Origin of the sequence: Hydrogenophaga sp. PBL-H3 (genome assembly GCF_010104355.1) — a bacterium.
Classification (GTDB): domain Bacteria; phylum Pseudomonadota; class Gammaproteobacteria; order Burkholderiales; family Burkholderiaceae_C; genus Hydrogenophaga.
Genome location: NZ_CP044972.1, coordinates 1335977 through 1361221, shown reverse-complemented (window position 1 = coordinate 1361221; position 25245 = coordinate 1335977). Strand labels below are relative to the sequence as shown.

The 25245-nt window shown below is 63.1% G+C and carries 28 protein-coding genes and 1 pseudogene; 4 read left to right on the top strand and 25 right to left on the bottom strand.

Annotated elements, in window-relative coordinates; genetic code table 11:
- Positions 1 to 99: 99 nt before the first annotated feature.
- From acpS to F9Z44_RS06440, 22 genes and pseudogenes are all read right to left on the bottom strand, one after another.
- Positions 100 to 483 (bottom strand): annotated as a pseudogene (gene acpS / locus F9Z44_RS06545) (holo-ACP synthase); the annotation flags it as partial.
- Positions 480 to 1244, bottom strand: a complete 765-nt coding sequence (locus F9Z44_RS06540; RefSeq protein ID WP_159604567.1) for a pyridoxine 5'-phosphate synthase — start codon at positions 1242 to 1244, stop codon at positions 480 to 482. The pseudogene acpS and the gene F9Z44_RS06540, both read right to left, overlap by 4 nt.
- Positions 1241 to 2053: a DNA repair protein RecO gene (gene recO, locus F9Z44_RS06535; RefSeq protein ID WP_159604566.1), complete on the bottom strand. Its 813-nt coding sequence runs from the start codon at positions 2051 to 2053 to the stop codon at positions 1241 to 1243. The genes F9Z44_RS06540 and recO overlap by 4 nt, the downstream gene beginning before the upstream one ends.
- A 90-nt stretch (positions 2054 to 2143) precedes the next feature.
- The gene (era, locus tag F9Z44_RS06530) at positions 2144 to 3163 is read right to left on the bottom strand and encodes a GTPase Era (protein WP_442907260.1); all 1020 of its coding nucleotides are present in this window, start codon (positions 3161 to 3163) and stop codon (positions 2144 to 2146) included.
- Between the two features lie 4 nt (positions 3164 to 3167).
- Complete coding sequence (rnc, locus tag F9Z44_RS06525) at positions 3168 to 3908, bottom strand: ribonuclease III (protein WP_159604561.1); 741 nt, start codon at positions 3906 to 3908, stop codon at positions 3168 to 3170.
- Between the two features lie 43 nt (positions 3909 to 3951).
- Positions 3952 to 4299, bottom strand: coding sequence for a DUF4845 domain-containing protein (locus F9Z44_RS06520; protein ID WP_159604560.1), 348 nt, complete (start codon positions 4297 to 4299; stop codon positions 3952 to 3954).
- 27 nt (positions 4300 to 4326) lie between these two features.
- Positions 4327 to 5304, bottom strand: coding sequence for a signal peptidase I (lepB, locus tag F9Z44_RS06515; protein WP_159604559.1), 978 nt, complete (start codon positions 5302 to 5304; stop codon positions 4327 to 4329).
- Positions 5304 to 7112, bottom strand: a complete 1809-nt coding sequence (gene lepA / locus F9Z44_RS06510; RefSeq protein ID WP_159604558.1) for a translation elongation factor 4 — start codon at positions 7110 to 7112, stop codon at positions 5304 to 5306. Before lepA ends, lepB begins: the two co-directional genes overlap by 1 nt.
- 72 nt (positions 7113 to 7184) lie before the next feature.
- Positions 7185 to 7475, bottom strand: coding sequence for a hypothetical protein (locus F9Z44_RS06505; protein WP_159604557.1), 291 nt, complete (start codon positions 7473 to 7475; stop codon positions 7185 to 7187).
- A 165-nt stretch (positions 7476 to 7640) separates the two neighbouring features.
- The gene (locus F9Z44_RS06500) at positions 7641 to 9131 is read right to left on the bottom strand and encodes a DegQ family serine endoprotease (RefSeq protein WP_159604556.1); all 1491 of its coding nucleotides are present in this window, start codon (positions 9129 to 9131) and stop codon (positions 7641 to 7643) included.
- A 118-nt stretch (positions 9132 to 9249) separates the two neighbouring features.
- The gene (locus F9Z44_RS06495; protein ID WP_236574280.1) at positions 9250 to 10332 is read right to left on the bottom strand and encodes a MucB/RseB C-terminal domain-containing protein; all 1083 of its coding nucleotides are present in this window, start codon (positions 10330 to 10332) and stop codon (positions 9250 to 9252) included.
- A gap of 6 nt (positions 10333 to 10338) precedes the next feature.
- Positions 10339 to 11058, bottom strand: a complete 720-nt coding sequence (locus F9Z44_RS06490) for a sigma-E factor negative regulatory protein (RefSeq protein WP_159604555.1) — start codon at positions 11056 to 11058, stop codon at positions 10339 to 10341.
- Positions 11059 to 11115: 57 nt separating this feature from the next.
- Positions 11116 to 11757: an RNA polymerase sigma factor RpoE gene (gene rpoE / locus F9Z44_RS06485; protein ID WP_159604553.1), complete on the bottom strand. Its 642-nt coding sequence runs from the start codon at positions 11755 to 11757 to the stop codon at positions 11116 to 11118.
- A 91-nt stretch (positions 11758 to 11848) separates the two neighbouring features.
- The gene (locus F9Z44_RS06480) at positions 11849 to 12268 is read right to left on the bottom strand and encodes a hypothetical protein (protein ID WP_162147748.1); all 420 of its coding nucleotides are present in this window, start codon (positions 12266 to 12268) and stop codon (positions 11849 to 11851) included.
- An 87-nt stretch (positions 12269 to 12355) separates the two neighbouring features.
- Positions 12356 to 13600, bottom strand: a complete 1245-nt coding sequence (gene fabF, locus F9Z44_RS06475; protein ID WP_159604549.1) for a beta-ketoacyl-ACP synthase II — start codon at positions 13598 to 13600, stop codon at positions 12356 to 12358.
- A 92-nt stretch (positions 13601 to 13692) separates the two neighbouring features.
- Positions 13693 to 13932, bottom strand: a complete 240-nt coding sequence (acpP, locus tag F9Z44_RS06470; protein ID WP_159604547.1) for an acyl carrier protein — start codon at positions 13930 to 13932, stop codon at positions 13693 to 13695.
- Positions 13933 to 14055: 123 nt separating this feature from the next.
- On the bottom strand, positions 14056 to 14817 hold the full coding sequence (fabG, locus tag F9Z44_RS06465; RefSeq protein ID WP_159604545.1) for a 3-oxoacyl-ACP reductase FabG: 762 nt from the start codon (positions 14815 to 14817) through the stop codon (positions 14056 to 14058).
- 15 nt (positions 14818 to 14832) lie between these two features.
- The gene (fabD, locus tag F9Z44_RS06460) at positions 14833 to 15783 is read right to left on the bottom strand and encodes an ACP S-malonyltransferase (RefSeq protein ID WP_159604543.1); all 951 of its coding nucleotides are present in this window, start codon (positions 15781 to 15783) and stop codon (positions 14833 to 14835) included.
- Positions 15784 to 15834: 51 nt separating this feature from the next.
- Complete coding sequence (locus F9Z44_RS06455; protein WP_159604541.1) at positions 15835 to 16812, bottom strand: beta-ketoacyl-ACP synthase III; 978 nt, start codon at positions 16810 to 16812, stop codon at positions 15835 to 15837.
- Positions 16813 to 16831: 19 nt separating this feature from the next.
- Complete coding sequence (gene plsX / locus F9Z44_RS06450; RefSeq protein WP_159604539.1) at positions 16832 to 17893, bottom strand: phosphate acyltransferase PlsX; 1062 nt, start codon at positions 17891 to 17893, stop codon at positions 16832 to 16834.
- A gap of 134 nt (positions 17894 to 18027) precedes the next feature.
- Positions 18028 to 18210, bottom strand: a complete 183-nt coding sequence (gene rpmF / locus F9Z44_RS06445) for a 50S ribosomal protein L32 (protein WP_019575026.1) — start codon at positions 18208 to 18210, stop codon at positions 18028 to 18030.
- A 145-nt stretch (positions 18211 to 18355) separates the two neighbouring features.
- Positions 18356 to 18922 (bottom strand): YceD family protein, encoded by a 567-nt coding sequence (locus tag F9Z44_RS06440; protein ID WP_159604537.1) that lies wholly within the window; start codon positions 18920 to 18922, stop codon positions 18356 to 18358.
- 37 nt (positions 18923 to 18959) lie between these two features.
- On the opposite strand from F9Z44_RS06440, the gene F9Z44_RS06435 reads away from it, so the two are divergent.
- On the top strand, positions 18960 to 19574 hold the full coding sequence (locus tag F9Z44_RS06435) for a Maf family nucleotide pyrophosphatase (RefSeq protein WP_159604535.1): 615 nt from the start codon (positions 18960 to 18962) through the stop codon (positions 19572 to 19574).
- 59 nt (positions 19575 to 19633) lie between these two features.
- Entirely contained in the window at positions 19634 to 20368 is a 735-nt protein-coding gene (locus F9Z44_RS06430) for an SAM-dependent methyltransferase (RefSeq protein ID WP_159608607.1), read from the top strand.
- 4 nt (positions 20369 to 20372) lie between these two features.
- Here the strand turns inward: F9Z44_RS06430 and galU are convergent, their stop codons facing one another.
- Positions 20373 to 21257 carry a UTP--glucose-1-phosphate uridylyltransferase GalU gene (galU, locus tag F9Z44_RS06425; RefSeq protein WP_159604533.1) on the bottom strand — a complete coding sequence of 295 codons (885 nt, stop codon included), beginning with the start codon at positions 21255 to 21257 and terminating at the stop codon, positions 20373 to 20375.
- A 140-nt stretch (positions 21258 to 21397) separates the two neighbouring features.
- Between galU and F9Z44_RS06420 the strand changes: the two genes are divergently transcribed.
- Both F9Z44_RS06420 and galE read left to right on the top strand, forming a co-directional pair.
- Positions 21398 to 22834: a mannose-1-phosphate guanylyltransferase/mannose-6-phosphate isomerase gene (locus F9Z44_RS06420; RefSeq protein WP_159604531.1), complete on the top strand. Its 1437-nt coding sequence runs from the start codon at positions 21398 to 21400 to the stop codon at positions 22832 to 22834.
- A 9-nt stretch (positions 22835 to 22843) separates the two neighbouring features.
- Positions 22844 to 23875: a UDP-glucose 4-epimerase GalE gene (gene galE / locus F9Z44_RS06415; protein WP_159604529.1), complete on the top strand. Its 1032-nt coding sequence runs from the start codon at positions 22844 to 22846 to the stop codon at positions 23873 to 23875.
- On the opposite strand, the gene F9Z44_RS06410 is transcribed toward galE, so the two are convergent.
- Positions 23863 to 24846, bottom strand: coding sequence for a S49 family peptidase (locus tag F9Z44_RS06410; protein WP_159604527.1), 984 nt, complete (start codon positions 24844 to 24846; stop codon positions 23863 to 23865). The genes galE and F9Z44_RS06410 overlap by 13 nt on opposite strands.
- A 13-nt stretch (positions 24847 to 24859) precedes the next feature.
- Positions 24860 to 25240: a Rieske (2Fe-2S) protein gene (locus F9Z44_RS06405; RefSeq protein WP_159604525.1), complete on the bottom strand. Its 381-nt coding sequence runs from the start codon at positions 25238 to 25240 to the stop codon at positions 24860 to 24862.
- Positions 25241 to 25245: the final 5 nt, after the last annotated feature.

Genomic DNA, 25245 nt, shown 5'->3' with positions numbered 1-25245 from the left:
CGGGTCAGGTTGATGATTCGCCGCCGGGCCGCCCCAAGGCGAATCAGCCCCCTCGGGGGGCAGCGACCCGCGAAGCGGTGGAGCGTGGGGGTCTTCCCATTCAACCACGACGAAGCTGGCCGCGTAGTCGGTCTCGTCGGTCACGGTCACATGCGCGCGCAGGCCCTGGGCTTCAAACCACGTCTTGAGTTCGCCGTGCAGCACGATGACCGGCTGGCCGCTGGGCAGGTTGTTGATTTCGCATCGCCGCCAGGTCATGGGCATTCGCATACCCAGTCCAATGGCTTTGGAGAAGGCTTCTTTGGCAGAGAACCGCGTGGCGAGAAAACGCAATCCGCGCTGGGGCCAGCGCGCGCCGCGTTTCTCCCAGACGGCGAATTCCGCATCGCTGAGCACCTTGCGCACGAAGCGCTCACCCTGGCGCTCATATGTCGCCTGGATGCGGCGCATGTCGCAGATGTCGGTGCCGACGCCAAAAATCATCTGGCCTCGGCAATGCAGCGGTTGTAGTCGGCGATGGTGGCGGTGTAACCCAGCTCCAGCGCGTCAGCCATCAGCGCATGACCGATCGAGACCTCGCTCACGCCGGGCACAGCGCGCAGGAAGGCGGTGAGGTTTTCGCGATTGAGATCGTGACCGGCGTTCACGCCCAAGCCAATATCCAGCGCGGCCTGCGCGGCGGCGCGAAAACGCTCCAGCTGCTCAGCCCGCTGCGGCGTGTGCCACGCGGCAGCGTAAGGCTCGGTGTAGAGCTCCACGCGATCGGCGCCCACGGCCTTGGCGCCAACCATCTGCGGGGCATCGGCGTCCATGAACAGGCTCACGCGCACACCGAGCGCATGACACTCTGCGATCAGCGGGCGCAAGCGATCGGCGTCGGCTGGGAAGTTCCAGCCGTGGTCGCTGGTGAACTGGCCTTCGCTGTCGGGAACGAAGGTGACTTGGTGCGGGCGCACGGAGCGCACAAAGCCCATGAGGTTGTGAAAGGGATTGCCCTCAATGTTGTACTCGCGGTCCGGCCAGGCCTTCATGAGTTCGGCCAGGTCGTGCACGTCGTGCGCCCGGATGTGGCGCTCATCGGGCCGGGGGTGCACCGTGATGCCGCGCGCGCCGGCCTGCAGGCACAGCGTGGCCGCACGGGTGACCGATGGAATGCCAAGGTGGCGCGTGTTGCGCACCAAGGCCACCTTGTTGAGATTGACCGACAGCGCAGTGCGCAGGTGGGAGGGAGTGGCCGCGTTCATGTAGAGGGCTCGGGGTTGGGGGTTGCCGTATCAACCGGGTCGGGTGCCACGTTGGAGCGGGACCGCGTCATCGCTTGCACATCCAGCATGAGTTGCCGCGTCTTGAACACCCGCACGCCGCAATGGTAGTGCAGCAGGTGGCGCAGCTGCGGACGAAGGGCCTGCAGCGCGCTGGCGCAGGCCCTCAGCGTGGCAATGAAGGGCGCCGGGCTGTCCATGGCGGCTTGCAGGCCCAGCCACTGTTCGCCGCTGAGCGGATGCGCGTCGTCCGCGTGGGCCGCACGCAGGCCGCTCTCGGGCGTAAGCACATAGAGCACATCAGGGTCGAGGCGAGTGAGCGTGTTGGCCTCTTGTGTCAGGTCGGGCAGCAGCCCGACGTCGCGCAACAGCAGCAGCTCGAACGCCCGCAAGATCACTTGCTGAGCATCGCTCTTCTCGGCCAGCAGCTGCACGGCGGTGGTGAAGTGATCGAACAGACGTTCGTGCGGATCGTCGCGAGCCAGCAGGCGCATGAGCAGCTCGTTGAGGTAGCTGCCCGAGATCAGCGCTTCGCCGGTGGGCATCACGTGCCCCCCCTGCCATTGGGCCGACTTGAGCGTGCGCACCTCGGCGTCACCCGTCCACGACACATGCAGCGGCTGCAGCGGCAGCAGCACCGGACGAAACTGGGAGGTGGGGCGCTTCACCCCTTTGGCAACCAGCGCAATACGGCCATGGTGGCGAGTGAACACTTCGAGCACCAGACTGGTTTCGCTCCAGTCGTAGCGGTGCAGGACGAAGGCCGGTTCTTCGCCTACCCGAACCTTCATCGATAGCGACCGACCTGACGCCGGGCCGCCCCAAGGCAGGTCAGCCCCCTTGGGGGGCAGCGACCCGCGCAGCGGCGGAGCGTGGGGGCTCTATTCATAGCCAAAGGAGCGAACGCGCGCATCGTCGTCGGCCCAGCCCGAGCGGACCTTCACCCACAGCTCCAGGAACACCTTGCAGTCCCAGAGTTTCTCGAGTTCCTGGCGGGCCTCGGTGCCGATGCGCTTGAGCTTCTCGCCACCCTCGCCAATCACCATGCCCTTGTGGCCTTCGCGCTCCACCACGATGGTGGCAGCGATACGCTTGAGCGACCCCTCTTCCTCGAACTTGTCGATGATCACGGTGGAGGTGTAGGGCAACTCGTCGCCGGTCAGACGGAACAGCTTTTCGCGCACCATCTCGCTGGCCATGAATCGCTCGCTGCGATCGGTCAGGTCGTCTGGATCGTGCATCCAGGGTTGCTGCGGCAGGAACTTCTCGCAGATACCGAAGAGGCGCTCAATGTCCTTGGCGGTCTTGGCCGACATCGGCACGAACTCGGCAAACGGGTGGCGCTCCTGCATGGAACGCAGCCACGGCGCCAGATCGCCTCGGCGGTGCACCAGATCGAATTTGTTGGCCAGCAAAATCACCGGCACGTTGGCCGGCAGCAGCGACAGCACCTTGGCGTCGGCCAGATTGAAATGCCCGGCTTCCACCACGAACAGGATCAGATCCACATCGCTCACGGCGCCCAGCACGGTCTTGTTCAACGCACGGTTCAGCGCGTTGCCGTGGCGGGTCTGGAAGCCCGGCGTGTCCACAAAGATGAACTGCGTGGGACCCACGGTGCGCATGCCGGTGATGCGGTGGCGCGTGGTCTGCGCCTTGCGCGAGGTGATGCTGACCTTCTGCCCCACCAGAGCATTGAGCAGGGTTGACTTGCCCACATTGGGCTTGCCGACGATGGCCACATAACCGCAGCGTTGTTCGGCGGGATCAACCTCGGCCACTTCTTCCGTGGGCGCATCGGCCTCACCCACCGGCATGGCCGCCGTTTCCTTGCTCAGAGCTTTGGCGAGCATGGCGTCGAGGTCGGGATTGGACGGCGGATTCACAGGTGTGCGGGGCATGGCTTCAGGGTACCTTGGCGGATGGGGCGACATCGGTCGTCGCGGGGGGCAAGGCATGGGCCTGCTTCGGGTCGGCAGTGAGGTGCTGCAACATGGCAGCAGCTGCGGCCTGCTCACCAGCCCGCCGCGACGCGCCGATGCCGCGTTCGCTGCGGCCGGTTTCGGTCACGGTGCACTCCACATCAAAGGTCTGTTTGTGCGCCTCGCCCAAGGTGGCTACCACGCGGTAGACCGGCAATTTCATTTTGCGCCCCTGCAGCCACTCCTGCAATTCGGTTTTGGGGTCCTTGCCCATGGCGCTCATCTGCGCGTTGAGCTCCAGGCCGCTGTAGAGGCGGTGCACCAGGGCAGCAGCCACTTCAAAGCCGGCGTCCAGGTACACCGCACCAATCACCGCTTCGAGTGCGTCGGCCAGGATCGAGGGCCGCTTCTGCCCACCCGAGCGCTTTTCGCCATCGCCCAGCCGAAGACCGGCCGACAGGTTCAGGCGCGATGCGATCTCGAACAGGGTGTCCTGCTTGACCAGGTTAGCCCGAACGCGAGACAAATCGCCTTCGGGCAATTGGTTGAGTTTTTCAAACAGCAGCCCGGAGACCGCCAGATTGAGCACGGAATCACCCAGAAACTCCAGGCGCTCGTTGTGGTCGGCGGTGAAACTGCGGTGGGTCAGCGCGCGCTCAAGCAAGCGCGGGTTGGCAAAATTGTGTTGCAGGCGCCGTTGCAGCGCCAGAAGTTCCGGGTTCAAGAATCCGGGCGCTCCGTCGAGCGCTCCCTGCCCAGGCTGCATGTCACTTCGAGCGGCCTTCGTATTTCATGACCAGATACGCTGGCCCGGTGAGATGAATTTCGCGGATGTAAGCGAACGAGACCACCACACGAGCACCTTCCTTTCCCACCGTCAGGTCCTTGCCCGAGATGGTGCGGATGTCGTCGATGGTGGCCGCCTTGTCGAAGATGTTGCGCACCTCGGCCACGGTGGAACCCACCGAAGCCTTGTCCACGGCCTTTTGCACGGCAATGAACTCGATATAGGTCGGCACAACCTGTGCAAACACCACGCCGGCCACCGCCAGCAAAACGCCCACGATGATCAGGCCCATGAAGGTCAGGCCTTGTTGTTGTCGCTTCAGCTTCATGACGTCATGCTCCGAGGGTGATGGTTGTCATTCAAAGGACCCGATACGTCCCAGGTCGCCAAAATTCATCCAGACAAAGAAGGCCTTGCCGACGATGTTGCGCTCGGGCACAAAGCCCCAGTAACGCGAGTCGAGCGAGTTGTCGCGATTGTCGCCCATCATGAAATAGTGGCCTGCCGGCACTTTGCAGGTCACACCTTCGACGGTGTACTTGCAACCGTCGGCGAACGGGAATTCGGTGGCGCCCGGAATGAAGGCGGGCCGGTCGTCGTCGTTGAGGGTGTTGTACTTGCGCTTGTCGAGCGTTTCTCCGAACTGCTTGGAGTAGCGCATCGAATCCGTGTCGAAGAAATCGGGCTGTGCCACGCGCGGCACGGCTTTGCCGTTGACTGTCAATTGCTTGTTCAGATAGGCCACCTCGTCGCCAGGCACACCGATCACCCGCTTGATGTAGTCCAGGCTGGGCTGAGGCGGGTACCGAAACACCATCACATCACCGCGCTGGGGCGAGTTGTTGGCTATCAGTTTGGTGTTGAACACCGGCAGGCGCACGCCGTAGTGGAATTTGTTCACCAGAATCAGGTCGCCCACCCGCAAGGTGGGGATCATGGAGCCCGAAGGGATCTTGAATGGCTCGAACAGGAACGAGCGCAGCACGAACACCGCGAGGATCACCGGGAACAGGCCTGCGGTCCAGTCCAGCCACCAGGGTTGCGCGAGCAATTTTTGCCGCGCCGGCTCCACGTCGCCTTCAATCTGGCTGAAACCCTGTTTGATCAAGGCAGCCTTGCGTGTTTTGTGCTCCTCCAGCAATTGCGCTGCTGCACGCCGGCGCTGGGGCAGGAATACGAACCTCTCGGCCAGCCAGTACAAGCCCGTCACCACCGTGGCCAACATCAGGAGCAGTGCGAAGTTGCCTTCGACCGCGCCGGAGTACCAAGCGCCCGCGTAGGCCGCGAAGGCCGCCAGGATCACCGCAGTGACCGTTCCCATGAGCGCCTGCATCAGTCCTGCACCTGCAATATGGCGAGGAACGCCTCCTGGGGAACTTCCACCGAGCCGATCTGTTTCATGCGCTTCTTGCCTGCTTTCTGTTTTTCGAGAAGTTTGCGTTTGCGGGAAATGTCACCGCCGTAGCATTTTGCCAGCACGTTCTTGCGCAGCGCCTTGATGGTTTCCCGTGCAATCACATTACCGCCAATGGCCGCCTGGATCGCCACGTCGAACATCTGGCGGCTGATGATTTCACGCATCTTGGCCACCACCGCACGACCACGGTACTGCGACTGCGAGCGGTGCACGATGATGGACAAAGCATCGACCTTCTCGCCATTGAGCAAGATGTCAACCTTGACCACATCGGCCGCGCGGTACTCCTTGAACTCGTAATCCATGGATGCGTAGCCACGGCTCACCGACTTGAGCTTGTCAAAGAAGTCCAGCACGATCTCGCCCAGCGGCATGTCGTAGGTCAGCATGACCTGCTTGCCGTGGTAGGCCATGTTGAGCTGGAGGCCACGCTTCTGGTTGGCCAGCGTCATCACCGCACCCACATACTCCTGTGGCATGTACAGGTGCACGGTGACGATGGGTTCGCGGATCTCCTCCAGTCGGCCCTGGTCGGGCATCTTCGACGGGTTCTCGACCATGATCACTTCACCGTCGGGCTTGACCACCTGGTACACCACGCTCGGAGCGGTGGTGATCAGGTCCTGGTCAAATTCTCGCTCCAGGCGCTCCTGCACGATCTCCATGTGCAGCAGACCCAGGAAGCCACAGCGGAAACCAAAGCCCAGCGCCTGAGACACCTCGGGCTCGTACTGCAGCGAGGCGTCGTTGAGCTTGAGTTTTTCCAGCGCGTCGCGCAGCGAGTCGTATTGGTTGGCCTCGGTCGGGTACAGACCGGCAAACACCTGGGGCTGCACTTCCTTGAAGCCGGGCAAGGCCTCGGTTGCCGGGCCGGCGTTGTTCGGCAGCTTTTTTTCCAGGGTGATGGTGTCGCCCACCTTGGCCGCCTGCAGCTCCTTGATGCCCGCGATGATGTAACCCACCTCGCCGGCTTGCAATGATTCGCGAGGCTCGTTGCCCGGCGTGAACACGCCCAGGTTGTCGGCGTTGTAGACCGTGTTGGTCGCCATCATCTTGAAGCGCTCGCCCTTGAGCAGGTGGCCGTCAACCACGCGCACCAGCATCACAACACCCACATACGCGTCGTACCAGCTGTCCACGATCATGGCGCGCAGCGGCGCATCGGGGTTGCCCTTGGGGTGTGGAATGCGCGCGACCACCGCCTCCAGGATGTCTTCGACGCCCATGCCGGTCTTGGCCGAGCAGGGAATGGCGTCGGTCGCGTCGATGCCGATCACGTCCTCGATCTCGTTCTTGGCATTCTCCGGATCCGCATTGGGCAGGTCCATCTTGTTGAGCACCGGCACCACTTCCACGCCCAACTCAAGCGCGGTGTAGCAATTGGCGACGGTCTGGGCTTCAACACCCTGGCTGGCATCCACCACCAGCAACGCACCCTCACAAGCCGACAGTGAGCGCGAGACTTCGTATGAGAAGTCGACATGGCCAGGCGTGTCGATCAGGTTGAGGTTGTAGACCTGCCCATCACGCGCCTTGTACTTGAGCGCAGCAGTTTGCGCCTTGATGGTGATGCCTCGCTCCTTCTCGATGTCCATCGAGTCGAGCACCTGCTCACTCATCTCGCGATCGGACAAGCCGCCACAGAGGGAAATGATGCGATCGGCGAGCGTGGACTTGCCATGGTCGATGTGAGCAATGATCGAAAAATTGCGGATGTGATTCATCAGGAGAGCGGCTCAAACACTGGGGGAAACCGCGGTTCCGAGCAGGAACGAGCGGCCATAAAAAAGGGCGCGTCAGCTGCTGACGCGCCCGTAACCAACAATCAATGGCAACTGCGATAGTTGGGGTTTCATTGTAGGCAAAAAGCCCGGAATGCACACCACCGAACCACCAACAGTGCCTTGTTGCGACGCAGCAACGTGAACTTTATACACAGCATATCCACAAGATAACGGGGAAACTTGTGGGCGGACTGTGGACGGCTTGAAGACTTCCGCGGCCACTCCCACATCGTGGATCAATGCAGCATCGGAGCGCAGGAATTTCTCCAAAAACAGACCTATTTTAGCGAAATCGGTCAACATAAGATCACCGATAGTAAGCATCCACTAACAAATCTACAGTCCAAGGGTTCATTCCTCGAAACCGATGCACTGTGGCGAATCGGCCACCCTCAGAAAAAACCCCCAGGTCCGAAGGGATCTGGGGGTTTTTGCACCGCTCCGACCGGCGGTCAAAGCACGACGGTCTCAGCGCAACGGGCGGATCACGGCGTACTGCGCCCATTCGCCACGTCGGAACAGCACATTCACAGGCCGCGACTTGTCGATCTTGCTCAGCGCCGCTTCCATGTCCTTCAAGCTGGCGGTATCCGTGTTGGCAATGGCCACGATGACGTCGCCCTCGCGCAAGCCAGCGCGTGCCGCAGGGCCTTCAGCCGATGCGATGCGCACTCCGCCTTTAAGGTTGAGCTCCTTCTTTTCAGCAGCAGTCAACTCAGCCAGGCCCAGGCCCAGCGACTGCACGGCATTGCTCGCCTGAGGCTTGGCGGGCTCAGGTGCTGCTGCCTTCACTTCTGCCTTCTCGGCTTCCAGCTCCGCCACAGTGATCGACAGCTCCTTCGGGGCGCCGCGTCGCAGGACGGTCATGGCGCTCTTGTTGCCCGGCTTGGTGTTGCCCACGAAACGCGGCAGGTCAACCGACTTGTCGATGGTCTTGCCATCGAACTTCAGGATGATGTCGCCAGGCTCCACACCCGCCTTGGCCGCCGGTGAATCGGGTTCCACACCCCGCACCAAAGCGCCCTTGGCGGTGCCCAGTCCGAGCGACTCGGCGACTTCCTTGCTCACCTGGTCGATCTGCACGCCGATGCGCCCACGGGTCACACGACCGGTGGCCTTGAGCTGGTCTGACACACGCACCGCCTCGTCGATCGGGATGGCGAACGAGATGCCCTGAAAGCCACCCGAGCGGGAGTAGATCTGACTGTTGATGCCGATCACTTCGCCGCGCATGTTGATCAGAGGTCCGCCAGAGTTGCCCGGGTTGATGGCCACATCGGTCTGAATGAACGGCAAGAAGTCACCGGTGTCGCGCTGCTTGGCACTCACGATGCCAGCGGTCACGGTGTTCTCAAGGCCAAACGGTGAGCCAATGGCCATCACCCACTCGCCCACCCGCAGCCGGTTGACGTCGCCAATCTTCACCGGCGCAAGACCTGAGGCCTCGATCTTCACGACCGCCACATCGGTGCGCTTGTCAGCACCCACCACCCTGGCCTTGAATTCGCGATTGTCGGGCAAGGTCACCAGCAACTCGTCGGCGCCCTCCACCACATGGGCATTGGTCATGATCAGACCATCGGCACTCAGGATGAAGCCAGAGCCCACCCCGCGCGGCTGAGCGTCCTCCGACGGTCCGCGCTCCTGCTTGGGCGCGCGCGGCGTCATGCCAGGGGGCACGGGAATGCCGAAGCGCTTGAAAAACTCGAGCATCTGCTCATCGGGCGCACCGCCTGCACCGGGGCGCGTGGCCACTGCACGCTCCAGTGTTCTGATGTTGACCACCGAGGGCCCCACCAGGTCGACCAGATCGGTGAAATCCGGCAGACCTCGCACACTTGCGGCCGGCGCCACCGGCACCACCGTTTGTGCTGAGACTGCCGGCTGCAGCATCAGCAGAGCTGCACCAAGTGCAGCCAGTGCCAGAAAAGGTTGTTGGGTACGTTTCAGGTGCGTCATGGTGATCCTTTACATAAACGCAGTGGCAGAACTCGGCAGCCTGCAACAAGCAGTGCCGAACTTGCATCAACCGCAGTGAAGATGCGGTTCCACCGAACAGAAAACAAGTCTGGCAGGTTTACCGTGTCCGCTCCAATGCAAGGGCAAAACGGCGCAGCGTCGACGGAGGCACCTCGCCCAGCGCCGTCAGCCAGTGGTCACCCACACGCTTGCTGACCGAGTGCGTCGCTCCGACCGCCACCGACTTTTCCTGGCCATGGCGCTGCGGGTCGAAGGGCTCGACGAACAGGGAGACCGAGGCCAGACCATCGGAAAACACCCACTGCATTGGCGCGGTGCCGGGTATTTGCGCGGGACCGGCGTCGCGCGTGTGGCAACTCATGGCCGTGAAACCTGGCACTGCCTCTTTCAATCGCCAGCCCTCGGCTTCTGCCGTGGTCTTCTTGAGCACCGGCTTGTGCACTTCGTAGCCACGCGTGTCCTTCATCAGCCGCTGGAGCTTGTCCATGCTGACCGAGGCATCCAGCTGGAGTTCGGAGAAGGCCATTTGCTCAAGCACGGCCCCTTGCTCACCCAGCGTCTGCAGCTTCACCACCAGACCCGTTTGCCGCTCGGACCAGATGCGGTAGCCAAACCGCAGCTCATCCCTGGGCAGGATTTCAACCATGTCAGCCAAGTGCCCAGCCACGCGCTGAACACCCGTTTCGCGTGCCGAATAGAACTGCGGGATCAGGTTGCTGGGCGTGCGCAGCAACTCGGGAAACATGCCCAGCGACTCGCGTTTTTCAACGAACGCCATCTTGGTTTCCGGCTCGAACGTGATGACGTCGCTGTTGCGGCGAATGGTTGTGCGCGGTGCACCCGTGAGCGTGTCGATGCGCTCCATCTGCTGGGCTCCGTCGCACACATGCCAAATCTTCGAGGCGGACATGGTGGGTCCAGCCGACACGACCAGCGTGCCGGTGTAGGCCCGCTGGCGAGACGCCTCGTGCATACGGGAGAGCCACTCGTTGACGGTACGCGTCCCGACCGGGGCTCCCGGGTTGACCTGTGCCTGCAGGGATCCGCCCAGCAGCAGCCCTGCTGCCAGCATGGCCATGGCACCCACAGGTCGCCATCGGCCACTGCGAGGAAGGCGGTGCGGGAAGCGCATGACGGCGGGCGGCGTGGCGGGGCTGATGTCAAACTGGTTGGGCGTCATGGCAGATCAGCGCCCTGCTGCGTCGTATGTCGCGTTGCGAATGAACCCCGAAGGCATTTGCAGGGCAGACATGCCACCGTGCTGACGGTGTTCGGCCAACAGGGCTTCGAGCTGGGCATCGCGGATCAAAATACCTTGACCGGTGTTGATCGCCAGCGGGGAGGTTGTCGCAGGCACGGCAGCGGCCATCGCCGTCGTGGGCTGTTGAGCGGGCAACGAATCAGGGCTGGGTGAGGTCAATGCCAGCTGTGCACCAGCAGTGCCATCCAGCGCGCCACCCGATCCGACCATCACACTCCAGCTCACGGCCATCACGGCTGCAACAGATGCAAACCCCGCCACCAGCTTCCAGCGAAAGACGGCCTCGTTGGCGGCTTCGCTGTGACGACCTGAGGCGCGAACAGTGGTGGCCTCCACAGGCTGTAGCGACGAGAAGCCCGGTTCGACGCTCTGCGTGTGCAGACCGAGTCGAACGGCGGCCAGAAAATCACTTGCCGAAGTCGCACCCATTGGATCTTCGTGACCGCGCAGCACGTCGCCGATCACTTGGTAGGCATGCCAGTTGGACAACGTCTGGTCCGAATCGTCAAAGGAGCCCAGCAAGGCGTCGAGCTCGGAGGCACCGATCTCCCCATCGGCCATTGCAGACAGCGCGTGATCATCGGAGGCGCTCAAGGCTGCGGCGCCCTCAACTGGCAGTTGCTTGTGATGTTGTGCGGCATTCATGATTCATTTCCCCGTTGTGCCATCGGCCATGCATGCGTCAAACGACCGCTCGCGCCGTCACCAGCGTTTGCCCGTCTGTCGCTCCAGCATCGGCTTGATACGCCCCGAAATCGCCTCGCGGGCTCTGAATATCCGAGAACGCACCGTTCCGATCGGGCACTCCAGCGCCAGCGCAATTTCTTCATAACTCATGCCCTCAATTTCCCGCAAGGTGATGGCCATGCGCAACTCTTCGGGCAACGCATCCATGGCCGCGTTGACCGCTTGCGCGATCTCCTTGCTGGCCAACACCGCTTCGGGCGTCTCGGTATCAGCAGCATTGAAATTTAGTTCGCGTTCCGACGAGGAAGTTTCATCGTCATCCGAGGATTTCATCTGCGACTGAAAAACCAATGGATCCCGCTTGAGCTCCATCAGTTGTTTCTTGGCCGTGTTGACCGCAATCCGGTAGAGCCATGTGTAGAACTGTGCGTCGCCCCGAAACTGCGCCAAGGCTCGGTAAGCGCGGATGAAAGTTTCCTGGGCGATGTCCTGAACCAGGTCGGAATCGCGCACCATGCGACCAACAAGCCGCTCGACCCGGCGCTGGTACTTGATGACGAGCAACTCGAAGGCGCGCTGCTCGCCGCCCAGCGTGCGCTGCACCAACATGACATCGCTGTCGGGCGGCGGTGGGGCTGTGTGGTCTTCGGGAGTCATGCGCGCGGAAATATAACCCAGGGGATCAAGCGGAGAGCAGGGACTGAAACAAGTCCGGCAATCCCGGCAGCCCGCAACCGCCAGCACGTGCTCAGGCGCGGCTGGACACCAGGGCGCGGCGCAGATCGTTCCATCGCGCCTGATTGCTGCGCCGCTCCACCCAGATCCATCGTTGGCCGGTGTTGACCGAGCGAATACACAGCAGAATCTGCCTCTGCAGATCCAGCACACACGCCACCTGGCTCAGCGATATGGGCTCGGCGTCGGATGAACTGCACCACAACCACCCTCCCGCACCACCGTCTTCCTGCACCGAACTTGAATCCCATTTCAAGACGCCCTCCGGTGACCGAAGCCAGCTCGCCACGGCCAGCACGAGCCAAGCCATCCATGAAAGCACGCCAGCCAACGCTGTGGTCCAACCCCAAGGCTGACCTGCCCTCTGCAACACCCCGGACAAAAACATCGCTCCGATCAGTGCGCACACCAAGGCGATCATCGCCAGCAGCACGGCGTAAAAAACGCAACGCCCCACCGGGTAGACCACGGATGGGGCGTTGTGCATGGGTGAAGCGCAGGATAGGGGCGATCGTCGGATTCAAACGCGCTTGAAGACCAGCGAGCCGTTGGTGCCGCCGAAGCCAAAGTTGTTCTTGAGCGCAACATCGATCTTCATGTCCCGCGCCGTGTTGGCGCAGTAGTCCAGATCGCACTCCGGGTCCTGATTGAAGATATTGATGGTCGGCGGACTCTTTTGGTGGTGCAGGGCGAGCACGGTGAACACGCTCTCGATGCCGCCGGCGCCACCCAGCAGGTGCCCCGTCATGGACTTGGTGGAGTTCACCACCACCTTCTTGGCGTGGTCACCCAAGGCCGCCTTGATGGCGTTGGTTTCGTTCAGATCACCCAGTGGCGTTGAGGTGCCGTGCGCATTGAGGTAGTCCACCTGATCGGCGTTCAGCCCCGCGTTGCGCAGCGCGCTGACCATGGCGCGCCGAGGTCCGTCCATGCTGGGTGCCGTCATGTGACCCGCATCGGCGCTCATGCCGTAACCCGAGAGTTCGGCATAGATCCGCGCGCCTCGTGCCTTGGCGAACTCGTACTCTTCGAGCACCATCACGCCAGCACCTTCGCCCAGAACAAAACCGTCCCGGTCCTTGTCCCAAGGACGGGAGGCAGTGGCGGGATCGTCGTTGCGGGTAGAGAGCGCGCGCATGGCAGCGAAGCCGCCCACGCCCAACGGCGACACCGTCGCCTCGGAACCACCCGCAACGATCACGTCTGCGTCGCCATATTCAATCTTGCGAGCCGCCTCACCAATGCAATGCAGTCCAGTCGTGCAGGCAGTGACCACCGCCAGATTGGGACCCTTGAATCCATAACGCATGGATACATGGCCAGCAATCATGTTGATGATTGAAGCGGGCACGAAGAAGGGTGAGATGCGGCGCGGGCCGCGACTCACCAGTTCAGCGTGCATGTTTTCAATCAGCGGCAGCCCGCCAATGCCGGAGCCGATGATGCAGCCGATGCGTACGGCGGTCTCTTCGTCCAGCGCATCACCCAGAGGCAGCCCGGAGTCAACGACGGCCTGGTGAGCCGCAGCAATTCCGTAGTGGATGAACGTGTCCATCGTGCGCGCATCTTTGGCGCTCATGTAGGACTCCAGATCGAAGCCCTTGACCTCGCCCGCAATTTTGCAGGCGAAGTTGGAAGCGTCAAACCGGGTGATGAGATCGATACCGGAATGACCGGCGAGGATGTTGGCCCAAGCGTCTGCCACCGTGTTGCCCACGGGACTGATACAACCCAGACCGGTCACGACAACGCGACGACGGCTCATTCAATTCCCCCACGCCTTGAGCCATGCGCCTCGGGTGCGACGTCTGCTGAACGTGCGGGCCGGGCGATGGACAAGCGTTTGCAAATGGACAATCAGGCCTTCTGGTGGGCCATTGCGTAATCGATGGCGTTTTGCACCGTCGTGATCCTCTCGGCGTCTTCGTCGGGGATTTCGATACCGAACTCGTCTTCAAGAGCCATCACCAGTTCAACCGTGTCCAGGGAATCGGCGCCGAGATCGGCCACAAAAGCCTTCTCGTTGGTGACCTGACCCTCCTCCACGCCGAGTTGTTCGGCAATGATTTTCTTAACACGTGCTTCGATATCGCTCATAAGTCCCTCTGAGGGTGGTTGAAATACAAGGCCGCCATTTTAGCCGGGCTAGGGAGGTCCCCCCAGATGGCCCGCCGGGCGGCTGGCGCGGCGATTCGACAATGTTTCAGCAGGGAGGCATCGTCAGGACATGAACATGCCGCCGTTGACGTGCAGTTCCTGGCCCGTGACGTAAGACGCCTGTGGACCGGCGAGGTAGGCCACCGCGTGGGCGATGTCGGCCGGCTTGCCCAGATGCCCGAGCGGGATCTGGCCCAACAAAGCCTTTTGCTGCTCTTCCGGCAGCGCAGCGGTCATGTCCGTTTCGATGAAACCTGGCGCCACGCAATTCACCGTGATGTTGCGGCTGCCGAGTTCACGCGCCAGCGCACGTGTCATGCCCGCCACGCCGGCCTTGGCCGCCGCGTAGTTGGCCTGGCCCGCATTGCCAGATGCACCGACCACGCTGGTGATACTGATGATGCGCCCATAGCGCTGTTTCATCATCGGGCGGATGACAGCCCGACTCATGCGAAACACCGCCTTGAGGTTGGTGTCCAGCACAGCGTCCCAATCGTCGTCCTTCAGGCGCATGGCCAACATGTCGCGGGTGATGCCGGCGTTGTTCACCAACACCTGCAGACCACCATGGGCCTTGACGATCTCGTCGATCAGCGCTTCGGCTGAGGCCGCATCGTTCACGTCGAGCCGGGCACCGCGACAACCGGCCACAGCGCCTGAAACACCGTTCAAGGCCGTGCTGATCTTGGCGGCACCTTCGTCACTGGTGGCCGTGCCGATCACGATCAGGCCGCGCGCAGCAAGCTCGAGCGCAATGGCAGCCCCAATGCCACGGGATGCCCCGGTGACAAGCGCCACCTGACCGGCAAACTTCACTTCAGACATGGTGTGCTCCGGGCCTCAGGCCAACAAGGTTTTGACGTCGGCCACAGTGGCTGGGTCGTACAGGGCTGCGCCCGTGAGTTCGGCGTCGATGCGCTTGACCATGCCTTCGAGCACTTTGCCAGGACCGCACTCGATGATCGTGTCAACGCCACGCGCCTTGATGGCTTGCACACATTCAACCCAACGCACCGGGCCGAATGCCTGGCGATACAGAGCGTCGCGGATGCGATCGGCGTCGGATTCCACGGCCACGTCGATGTTGTTGATCACCGGAATCTGCGAAGGAGCAAATGCGGTGTTCGCCAGCTTTTCCCTCAATCGTTGCGCCGCTGGCTTCATGAGGCTGGAATGGAAGGGCGCCGACACGGGCAAGGGGAGCGCCCGCTTGGCGCCATGGCCCTTGAGGACCTCGCACGCCTTATCCACCGCAGCCTTGCTGCCGGCAATCACCGTCTGGGCAGGGTCGTTGAAATTCACCGCTTCAACGACTTCCAGACTGCCCGCGCCAAACGTGGCCTGCGCCTCGGCGCAGCCGGCAATGACGCGCTGCGCCTCCATGCCCAGAATGGCCGCCATGGCCCCAGTGCCTACCGGCACGGCTTCCTGCATCGCAGCCGCGCGAAAACGCACCAGCGGCGCGGCCTGGGCCAGCGTCAACACGCCGGAAGCGACCAAAGCAGCGTATTCACCCAGCGAATGGCCAGCGAGCACCGATGGCAACGCCCCCCCCTCGGACCGCCAAACACGCCATGCCGCGACACCCGCAACCAGCATCACTGGCTGGGTGTTGGTGGTCAGAGACAGCAGTTCCTTGGGACCTTCGTGAATCAGTTGACCCACATTTTCGCCCAGGGCGTCAGACGCCTCGGCAAGTGCACTGAGCACCTCGGGGTGATCCCCCCAGGCGTCGAGCATGCCAACGGACTGGGAGCCCTGGCCCGGAAAAACGAATGCAAAATTCTTCATGTGATCAACCGTTGTGGTGTGCAACTGAGTCCGTGGCGCAGGCCGCAGTGCTCAATAATCCAGCAGCACCGAGCCCCATGTGAACCCGCCACCCACACCTTCGAGCATCAAGGTGTCACCCCTTTTCACCTGACCGCCACGCACTGCGTGGTCCAGAGCCAGAGGAATCGAAGCAGCCGAGGTGTTGCCGTGCTGGTCGACCGTCACAACCACCTTGTCCATGGGCAACTTGAGCTTGCGCGCCGTGCTTTGCATGATGCGGATGTTCGCCTGGTGAGGAATGAGCCAGTCGACATCTTCGGCCGTTCGGCCCGCCTTGGCGAGCACGGCCCGCGCGGTGTCTTCCAGCACGCCCACAGCCAGTTTGAACACCGCCTGACCATCCATCTTGAGCAGTGGGTCGCCCAGAATCGAGCCGCCAGATACATGCCCTGGCACGCACAGGATGGCCGAATGTTTCCCGTCGGCGTGGATGTCGGTGGCGAGAATGCCGGGCGTCTCGGATGCTTCCAGCACCACCGCCCCGGCACCATCACCGAACAAAACGCAGGTCGTGCGATCGTTGAAATCCAGGATCCGGCTGAACACCTCGGAGCCGACCACGAGCGCCTTGCGGGCAGTGCCCGACTGGATCAAGGAATCGGCCACCGTGAGCGCGTAGATGAAGCCACTGCAAACCGCCTGCACATCGAACACCGGACAACCAGCGATGCCCAGCTTGTGCTGCAGCAGCGCTGCAGTGGACGGAAACACCATGTCGGGCGTCGACGTGGCCACGATGATGAGATCAATGTCTGCCGGCAGCACACCCGCTGCGGTCATGGCATCGCGGCAGGCGGCCGCGGCCAGGTCGCTGGCATACATGCCATCAGCGGCGAAATGTCGCGCACGGATCCCGGTGCGTTCGACAATCCAGTCGTCGCTGGTTTCCACGCCGCGCTTGGCCAGCATGTCCACCATGTCGGCGTTGGTCAGGCGATTTGGCGGCAGGCAACTGCCGGTGCCGGTGATGCGGGCAAAACGGGTCATGCGAGGCGGATGGGACAGATCAAAGTGTCGGGATGCTCTTGAACTCGCTGGGCAGCGACTCTGGCGAGATCAATTGCCGGGCATGCGCAATGCGATCACGCACGTTCTCCAGCAGCTGGTTGTGGGCCGCATCATAAGCCCGCCTCAAGGCATGCTCGAACGCAAACGCATCAGCAGAGCCGTGGCTCTTGAACACCAGACCTTGCAGGCCCAGCAATGCAGCGCCGTTGTACCTCCGGTGATCCACGCGACTTTTGAACGACTTTAGAACTGGATACGCCACGATCGCAGCCATTTTGCGAAAAATGCTGCTGGAAAATTCTTCGCGAATGAATCCGCTGATCATGGACGCCAGGCCTTCACTGGCCTTCAAGGCAACATTGCCCACAAACCCGTCGCAAACGACGATATCGGTGGTTCCTTTGAAGATGTCGTCACCTTCAACGTTGCCGAAGAAATTGAGATCACCGGTGTTGGCTGCATTTCGCAGCAAAACACCTGCTTTTTTTATCACTTCACTGCCTTTTATCACTTCTTCACCGACGTTCAGCAAGCCAACGCTGGGCTCCGGGCGACCAGTGGCTGCCGCCACCAGGGCCGAGCCCATCACAGCGAACTGCAAGAGGTGTTCGGCAGAGCAATCAACGTTGGCCCCCAGATCGAGGACGGTTGTGGCGCCACCGCGGGCATTGGGCATTTGTGTGGCAATGGCCGGCCTGTCAATGCCATCCATGGTCTTGAGCACATAGCGGGCAATGGCCATCAAGGCGCCGGTATTGCCAGCCGACACCGCCGCTTGGGCGTGCCCATCCTTGACCTGGTTGATGGCGACTCGCATGGATGAGTCCTTTTTGCGGCGAAGCGCAATTTCCACCGGGTCGTCCATCCCGACGACCTCCGTGGCAGACACCACGGTGCAGCGGACGTTGTTGAGCAACTGCGGCCACGCCCGGAACACCTCGGGCTTGCCCACCAGCAACAGTTGGGCCTGAGGGTGGCTGACAAGAAAAGCCTGGCAGGCGGGCATCGTCACGCCCGGGCCGACGTCTCCACCCATGCAATCCACGGCAATGGTGATCATCTCAACTTCCTGAGGCGGGCACCGCAGGTGCCCCGTCCATGAAAAAAGCCCGCATGGATCATGCGGGCCTGTGCCTGTCGAGTCCGCCTGACCCCGAGCGCATGACGCAGCAGGGCCAATGGCGAACCGTCACGTCAGGCTTCGGATTTGTTCTTCAGCACCTGACGGCCACGGTAGAAACCGTTGGGGCTGATGTGGTGGCGCAGGTGGATTTCACCGGTGGTGGGTTCCACGGCGATGCCCGGCACGTTCAAGGCGTTGTGCGAACGGTGCATGCCGCGCTTGGAGGGGGACTTTTTGTTTTGCTGAACAGCCATGGTGGGCTCCTGAAATCGGTAGGGTCAAACGGGTGCGCCTGAACCATGCACATTGGTGTGCCTGTGGATGCCAGCGCAAAGCCAAGCATTATAGCCCGAAGCCCGCGCTGGCAGCCACCCCCCTTGTCGGAGCTGTCCGATGGGCCTATTTCTTGAGCTTGGCGAGCCCGGCGAACGGATTCTTTCGCTCAGACTCACCCTCTTCCCGGTCCACCAAGGGATCGGAGGCATGCATGACCACGGGCACCGGACAGACCTCGTGCAACGGGACCAGCGGCAGTTCCATCAACAGCTCGTCTTCCAGCACATCGTAGAGTTTGGGGCGGGGCTCCAGCGCCAGCAGGTCTTCCTCGCAATCGTCGTCCTCGGCAGCTGCAGTGGCCTCGTCGGCAACAAAGCGGAACCATCGGTCCACCGACAGAGGCGTCTCGACCGCTCCCAGGCAGCGCTGACAGGTTAATGGCACCCGGGCGCTGGCCTCCAGATGCAGCCAGACGGCCGGGGCACCACCAGAGGCCCCAGGGCGCATTTCGCCCCGCGCCTGCCAGCTCACGCTGCCCAACTCTGGCGCACCGTCATTGGCATGGGCTTCGGCCCGAAGGCGCTCAAAACGCGTCATGGGATCGTCGGCTTGCAGGCTGGCGCCGGCCTGGGCAAAAGCCCGTACGTCCAGCCGATCGGGGCTCCAGGCTGTCTTGGGGGTGGGTTTCATGTCGGTCAGTTTAAGAGAATGCAAGGAGAATAGCGGGATGATCTCCGACCGCCCCAGCGCCACACCTCCGGCCTCACGCCCTCTCATCCTGGGCTCCACATCCCGTTACAGGCACGAACTGCTGTCGCGCTTGAAACACCCTTTCGAGGCGGTGGCCCCGAATGTCGACGAAACCCCGCGCTCGGGCGAGAACCCGGCCGACCTGGCGGTGCGACTGGCGCTGGCCAAAGCACGCGAAGTGGCACATCGACACCCGCAAGCGGTGGTGATCGGCAGCGACCAGGTGGCGGACTTGCGCGGGGAGCCACTGGGCAAGCCAGGCACTCACGAGCGGGCGGTGGTGCAGCTCAGACGGCTGCGCGGCGAAACGGTGGTGTTTCAGACAGCGCTGGCCGTGGTCTGCGCGGCCACGGGTTTTGAGCAGTGCGACATTGCCTCGGTGCGCGTGGTGTTCCGCAAACTCAGCGATGCCGAGATCGAGCGCTACCTTCGCGCCGAGCAGCCCTACGACTGCGCAGGCAGTGCAAAAAGTGAAGGCCTCGGCATTTCGCTGTTGGAGCGCATTGACAACGACGACCCGACGGCGCTGGTGGGCCTGCCATTGATCCGCACCTGTCGCATGATTCGCGCTGCTGGCGTGCACGTGCCGTGAGCGGCGGGCAAGTCCGAACAGGCGTGCTGTACCTGGTGCCCACGCCGCTGGATTTCGGCATGGCGGTGGATGCTGCACCGGTCGAAACCTGGTTGCCCCGGGAGACGATGTCGGTGGCCAGTGGCCTGACCCACTGGATCACCGAGAACGCCAAGAGCACGCGTGCTTTCTTGAAGCGGGTTGAAGTGGCCGTCGGCATCGCAGCTCCGGTGCAGGGTCACCACATCACCGAGCTGCCACGCGCAGCACACAAGAAGGGTGACCACACACCGCAAGCCGACAGTGACGCTCAGGCGCGCGAGCTGCTTGCGCCTGCCTTGCACGGTCACGACATCGGGCTGGTGAGTGAAGCCGGAATGCCGGCCATCGCCGACCCGGGCAGCGCGGTGGTGCGGGCTGCACACGCAATGGGATTGCGGGTGGTGCCGCTCACGGGTCCGGTGTCGTTGATGCTGGCGCTGGCGGCCAGCGGCCTCAACGGGCAGAACTTTGCGTTTGTCGGCTATGTGCCGCAAGAGGCCACGGAACGGGGAAAGCGTGTGCGCGAACTGGAAGCCCTGGCCTTGAAGACCGGCCAGACGCAAATACTGATCGAGACGCCCTACCGCAACACCGCGCTGCTGCAGGCGTTGCTGCAGAACTTGCACCCGCACACCCGGCTGGCAGTGTGCTGCGCGATGTCGCTGCCTCACCAAGTCAGCCGCAGCGCGCTGGTGAGCGATTGGAAACGCGCTCAGGGCCTGCTCAGCGGCTTGCCGCTGGACGCGCCTGCGGTGTTTCTGCTCGGTCGCTGAAGCCTCAGCCCATCACGCGCTTGAGGTGGGCGCGCACCGAGGCGCCGAGCTCGACGTTGGCCAGCGCCAGATCGATCGTGGCTTCCAGGAAGCCCTCCTTGCTGCCGCAGTCGTAGCGTTTGCCGTCGTAGCGAAACGCCTGGACCTTTTCGGTGCCGATCAAGGCGGCAATGCCATCGGTGAGCTGAATCTCGCCCCCCGCGCCGCGCGGCTGGCGCCGGATGCTCTCGAACACCGCCGGCGTGAGGACATAGCGGCCGGCCACGGCCAGGGTGGACGGCGCCACATCGGGCGCCGGCTTCTCGACCATGGCGAACACCTCGGCCAATCCAGCGCTGACACCATGCACATCGACCACGCCGTAGCGACGGGTGTCTGCACGCGGCACGTCCTGCACGGCCAGCACGGTTCCAGGACTCGATGCATACGCCTGCACCATCTGCTGCAACACGGTCGGGCCACCCTCGCCCTGGCGAGCACCCATCATCAGGTCATCGGCCAGCAGCACGGCGAACGGCTCGTCACCCACCAGACGCTCGGCGCACAGCACCGCGTGACCCAGGCCAAGAGCACGAGGCTGTCGCACATAGACGCAATCCATGTCGTCGGGCTTGATGGAATGCACCAGTTCGAGCAGCGCCGACTTGCCGGCCGCTTCAAGCTCCATCTCCAGTTCATAGGCGGTGTCGAAGTGATCTTCGATGGCCCGCTTGTGGCGCCCGGTCACGAAGATCATTTCGCGAATGCCGGCGGCGTAGGCCTCCTCCACTGCGTACTGGATCAAAGGCTTGTCCACCACCGGCAGCATTTCCTTGGGAATGGCCTTGGTGGCAGGAAGAAATCGGGTGCCCAGGCCACCCACGGGGAAAACAGCTTTTCGAATCGTCATGGCTTGTCTTTGATGAATGCGTTGTTGACCGCTGATAGCACATGGTAACGGCGCATGATGACGACACATTCAAGGGCTAAACTGCGGCGGTCTTCAAGGCAGGTCTCCCCTCTCACAGCCCACCTCACACACTCCAGAGCATGAGCATCACCCCCGTCATCCTTTGCGGAGGCTCCGGCACCCGCCTGTGGCCCCTGAGCCGCCAGAGCTTCCCGAAGCAGTTCGTGCCGCTGGTGGGCGACCAGAGCCTGCTGCAACTGACGCTGGCACGCCTGGCCTGGTGCGACAACCCGCCCGTGTGTGTCGCCTCGGAAGACCACCGCTTCCTGGTGGCCGATGCCATGGAATCACAGGGGTCGGCGGGCCAGGTGCTGCTGGAGCCGGCCGCGCGCAACACGGCTGCGGCCATGGCGCTGGCTGCCCTGCTGGCCACCAGCCCGCAAGATGCCGATCCGCTGTTGCTGTTCTGCCCGTCCGACCACCACATCCCCGATGTCGAGGCTTTCGCGCACACCATCCGCCAGGGCGTGCCGGCGGCCGAGGCTGGTGCCATCGTCACCTTTGGTGTGGTGCCCAGTTTCCCCAGCACGGCCTATGGCTACATTGAGCAAGGCGATGCCCGAGCCGACGGCAGCCGCCGCGTGGCGCGCTTCATCGAAAAGCCCGCCCCCGCTGCCGCCCAGGCTCTGCTGCTGCAGGGCAACGTGCTGTGGAATGCCGGTATCTTCCTGACCCGCGCCAGCACGCTGCTGGCGGCACTCGGTCAACACGCCGACGACATCCTGCAATCGTGTCGCCAGGCCATGACCGGCCCGAAGCAGGACACCGTGGGCCAGATCGATTTCGTGCGGCCCGACGCCGTGCCTTTCCTGGCCTGTCGCTCGCAGAGCATCGACTATGCCGTCATGGAGCGCCATGCCGATGTGGCCGTGGTGCCGTTCCAGGGCCAGTGGAGCGATGTGGGTAGCTGGAATGCGGTGGCCGAACTCAGCCCGGCCGACGACGACGGCAACCGCATCACCGGACAGGGCCACACCCTGCACGCGAGCAACACCTTCATCCACGCGCCAGGGCGCACCGTGGTGGCCCTGGGCACACGCGATCTGCTCATCATCGATACGCCCGACGCGCTGCTGGTGGCCCAACGAGACCACGCGGAACAGGTCAAGGACGTGGTGGCTCACCTTACCCGCCTCCAGGTGCCGCAAGCCGCCATGCACCGCCGCGTCGCCCGCCCCTGGGGCTGGTACGACAGCGTCGACATGGGCGAGCGGTTCCAGGTCAAGCGCATCGGCGTCAAGCCCGGCGCATCCCTCAGCCTGCAGAAGCACCACCACCGTGCCGAACACTGGATCGTCGTCAAGGGCACGGCCGAGGTCACGCGCGGGCAAGAGGTCTATCTGCTGTCCGAGAACCAGTCCACCTACATTCCCATCGGTGAAGTGCACCGCCTGCACAACCCTGGCAAGCTGCCGCTGGAGATGATCGAGGTGCAGTCGGGAAGCTACCTGGGTGAAGACGACATCGTTCGCCTGGAAGACAAGTACGGCCGCCAGCCCGATGCCGCCAAACCCTGAGAATCCGACATGAAAATCCTGCTCACCGGCGGTGCCGGTTACATCGGCAGCCACACCGCCGTGGCCCTGGTTGCGGCTGGGTTCGACCCGGTCGTTCTGGACAACTTCGCCAACAGCCATCCGGTGGTGATGGACCGCCTGGCCACGATCACCGGCAAGCGCATTGCGCTGGAACGCGGGGATGTGCTGGACACACCCTGGGTCGAAGATGTGCTGCGTCGCCACCTGCCGGCGGGCGTGGTGCATTTCGCGGGCGACAAGGCGGTGGGCGAGAGCGTGGCGTTGCCACTCAAGTATTTCCACAACAACATTGGCGGTGCGGTGAGCCTGCTGCGCGCCATGGAAACGGTGCGCGCACAAAACCCGGACGCCGCGCCCACGCTGGTGTTCTCCAGCAGCGCCACGGTGTACGGGGACCCCGCCACTGTGCCGATCACCGAAGACTTTCCGCGCAGCCACACCAACCCGTATGGGCACAGCAAGCTGGTGATCGAGGACATGCTCTCAGCCTTGCGCACGGCCCATCCGGCCTGGCGCGTGGGCGTGCTGCGCTACTTCAACCCGGTGGGAGCGCACCCCAGCGGGCTGATCGGCGAGGACCCGGCCGGCATTCCCAACAACCTCATGCCCTTTGTTGCGCAAGTGGCCGTGGGCCAGCGTGAGCACCTCAATGTGTATGGCAACGACTACCCCACGCCCGATGGCACCGGTGTGCGCGACTACATCCACGTGCAGGACCTGGCAGCGGGCCACGTGGCCGCCATCCAGGCGCTGCTGGGCCGCGGTGAGAGCTTCACGGTGAACCTGGGCACCGGCCGCGGCCACAGCGTGCTGGACGTGGTGAAGGCCTTTGAAGCCGCCAGCGGCAACCCGGTGCCTTACCGAATAGCGTCGCGCCGCGCGGGCGATGTGGCGCAGTGCTGGGCCGACCCCGCGTTGGCCCTGCGGCTGCTGGGCTGGCAGGCCCTGCATACGCTGGACGACATGTGCGCCGATGCGTGGCGCTGGCAGAGCGCCAACCCCAACGGTTACCGGAGCTGAACACCCGCTGAGCGCGCCGCGAGGAACATGCCCTCGCCCACGCTCGCGCCGAAACGTTTGGCCAGTCGCAGACCCACGTTTTCCCGGCGGGTGTAGTCCACCAGCTCCTCGGCCTTGACGATCTCGCGCGCTACATAGTCGAGGTTGCCCAGGCCATCGGCCAGGCCCAAGGTCACGGCTTGCTGGCCGTTCCAGACCAGGCCACTGAAGGTGTCGGGCGTTTCCTTGAGGCGGTCGCCACGGCCCTTCTTCACCACCTCGATGAACTGGGTATGGATCTCGCCCAGCAAGTTCTGCATGAACTGGCGCTGCGACTCGTCCTGCGGGCTGAATGGATCAAGCAGGCCCTTGTTGGCACCCGCCGTCATGAGGCGGCGCTCAATGCCCAGCTTCTCCATCAAGCCCGTGAAGCCGAAGCCGTCCATCAGCACGCCGATGCTGCCGACCAGGCTGGCCTTGTCCACATAGATGTTGTCGGCAGCCGCCGCGATGTAGTAAGCGGCCGATGCGCAGGTCTCCTCAACCACCGCATAGACCTTCTTCTCGTGCAAACCCTTGAGGCGCGTGATCTCGTCGTTGATGATGCCGGCCTGCACCGGGCTGCCGCCGGGAGAGTTGATCAGCAGCACCACCGCCTGGGCGCCCTCGTCGTCAAAGGCCGAGCGCAACGCGGCCACCACGTTCTCGGCACTGGCTTCGGCGCCGGATGCGATCTCGCCCTTGATTTCCACCACGGCTGTGTGCGGCGTGCTGGTGGCCGACGAAACGCTGTCGCTGGTGTAGACAAACCAGACCAACGCACCCAGGATAGCCAGCCACATGAAGCGGGTGAACATCTTCCAGCGGCGCGCCGCCTGCTGCTCGCGGATGGTGGCGAACACCAGCTTCTCCAGCGTGGCACGCTCCCAGGCCCCGCCATTGTTGCGGTCGTTGCCGGCGGGCGTGGTCGCGCCCAGGTTGTCGTCGTTCATGGTGCGTGTGTTCTCAGAATTCAACGGGTTTGAGGTGGTATTGTGACCGCCAGTGAATCACCCCATCGAGCTCCAGCAGTTCGATCTTGAACAGTCCGCCGCGGCACGGTCCGCCCCGGCATTCGCCAGTGGAGGGTTCGTACACCGCTCCGTGCGTGGCACACATCAGCCAGCGGCCCGTGTCGTCGAAAAAGCGGTCGGGCTGCCAGTCGAGTTCCATCGCCACATGCGCACAGCGGTTCAGGTAAGCGTGCGGCTGGCCCTGGAAACGCACCGCAAACGCGCGGCAGGTCTGGCCCGCGTAGTTCACATCAAACGAGACCGCCCTCCCCCCGTCGACCAGATCGCGGCTGTTGCACAGCGGGTGGATCGGATCAAGGGGCTGCGATGTCATGGTGG

Bases quoted from the DNA above. Each gene is read 5' to 3' on its own strand.
- F9Z44_RS06540 (WP_159604567.1), bottom strand. From the start codon at position 1,244: ATGAACGCGGCCACTCCCTCCCACCTGCGCACTGCGCTGTCGGTCAAT.
- recO (WP_159604566.1), bottom strand. From the start codon at position 2,053: ATGAAGGTTCGGGTAGGCGAAGAACCGGCCTTCGTCCTGCACCGCTAC.
- era (WP_442907260.1), bottom strand. From the start codon at position 3,163: ATGCCCCGCACACCTGTGAATCCGCCGTCCAATCCCGACCTCGACGCC.
- F9Z44_RS06520 (WP_159604560.1), bottom strand. From the start codon at position 4,299: ATGAAGCTGAAGCGACAACAACAAGGCCTGACCTTCATGGGCCTGATC.
- lepB (WP_159604559.1), bottom strand. From the start codon at position 5,304: ATGCAGGCGCTCATGGGAACGGTCACTGCGGTGATCCTGGCGGCCTTC.
- lepA (WP_159604558.1), bottom strand. From the start codon at position 7,112: ATGAATCACATCCGCAATTTTTCGATCATTGCTCACATCGACCATGGC.
- F9Z44_RS06505 (WP_159604557.1), bottom strand. From the start codon at position 7,475: ATGTTGACCGATTTCGCTAAAATAGGTCTGTTTTTGGAGAAATTCCTG.
- F9Z44_RS06500 (WP_159604556.1), bottom strand. From the start codon at position 9,131: ATGACGCACCTGAAACGTACCCAACAACCTTTTCTGGCACTGGCTGCA.
- F9Z44_RS06495 (WP_236574280.1), bottom strand. From the start codon at position 10,332: ATGACGCCCAACCAGTTTGACATCAGCCCCGCCACGCCGCCCGCCGTC.
- F9Z44_RS06490 (WP_159604555.1), bottom strand. From the start codon at position 11,058: ATGAATGCCGCACAACATCACAAGCAACTGCCAGTTGAGGGCGCCGCA.
- rpoE (WP_159604553.1), bottom strand. From the start codon at position 11,757: ATGACTCCCGAAGACCACACAGCCCCACCGCCGCCCGACAGCGATGTC.
- fabF (WP_159604549.1), bottom strand. From the start codon at position 13,600: ATGAGCCGTCGTCGCGTTGTCGTGACCGGTCTGGGTTGTATCAGTCCC.
- acpP (WP_159604547.1), bottom strand. From the start codon at position 13,932: ATGAGCGATATCGAAGCACGTGTTAAGAAAATCATTGCCGAACAACTC.
- fabG (WP_159604545.1), bottom strand. From the start codon at position 14,817: ATGTCTGAAGTGAAGTTTGCCGGTCAGGTGGCGCTTGTCACCGGGGCA.
- fabD (WP_159604543.1), bottom strand. From the start codon at position 15,783: ATGAAGAATTTTGCATTCGTTTTTCCGGGCCAGGGCTCCCAGTCCGTT.
- F9Z44_RS06455 (WP_159604541.1), bottom strand. From the start codon at position 16,812: ATGACCCGTTTTGCCCGCATCACCGGCACCGGCAGTTGCCTGCCGCCA.
- plsX (WP_159604539.1), bottom strand. From the start codon at position 17,893: ATGATCACCATTGCCGTGGATTGCATGGGTGGAGACGTCGGCCCGGGC.
- rpmF (WP_019575026.1), bottom strand. From the start codon at position 18,210: ATGGCTGTTCAGCAAAACAAAAAGTCCCCCTCCAAGCGCGGCATGCAC.
- F9Z44_RS06440 (WP_159604537.1), bottom strand. From the start codon at position 18,922: ATGAAACCCACCCCCAAGACAGCCTGGAGCCCCGATCGGCTGGACGTA.
- F9Z44_RS06435 (WP_159604535.1), top strand. From the start codon at position 18,960: ATGATCTCCGACCGCCCCAGCGCCACACCTCCGGCCTCACGCCCTCTC.
- F9Z44_RS06430 (WP_159608607.1), top strand. From the start codon at position 19,634: ATGGCGGTGGATGCTGCACCGGTCGAAACCTGGTTGCCCCGGGAGACG.
- galU (WP_159604533.1), bottom strand. From the start codon at position 21,257: ATGACGATTCGAAAAGCTGTTTTCCCCGTGGGTGGCCTGGGCACCCGA.
- F9Z44_RS06420 (WP_159604531.1), top strand. From the start codon at position 21,398: ATGAGCATCACCCCCGTCATCCTTTGCGGAGGCTCCGGCACCCGCCTG.
- galE (WP_159604529.1), top strand. From the start codon at position 22,844: ATGAAAATCCTGCTCACCGGCGGTGCCGGTTACATCGGCAGCCACACC.
- F9Z44_RS06410 (WP_159604527.1), bottom strand. From the start codon at position 24,846: ATGAACGACGACAACCTGGGCGCGACCACGCCCGCCGGCAACGACCGC.
- F9Z44_RS06405 (WP_159604525.1), bottom strand. From the start codon at position 25,240: ATGACATCGCAGCCCCTTGATCCGATCCACCCGCTGTGCAACAGCCGC.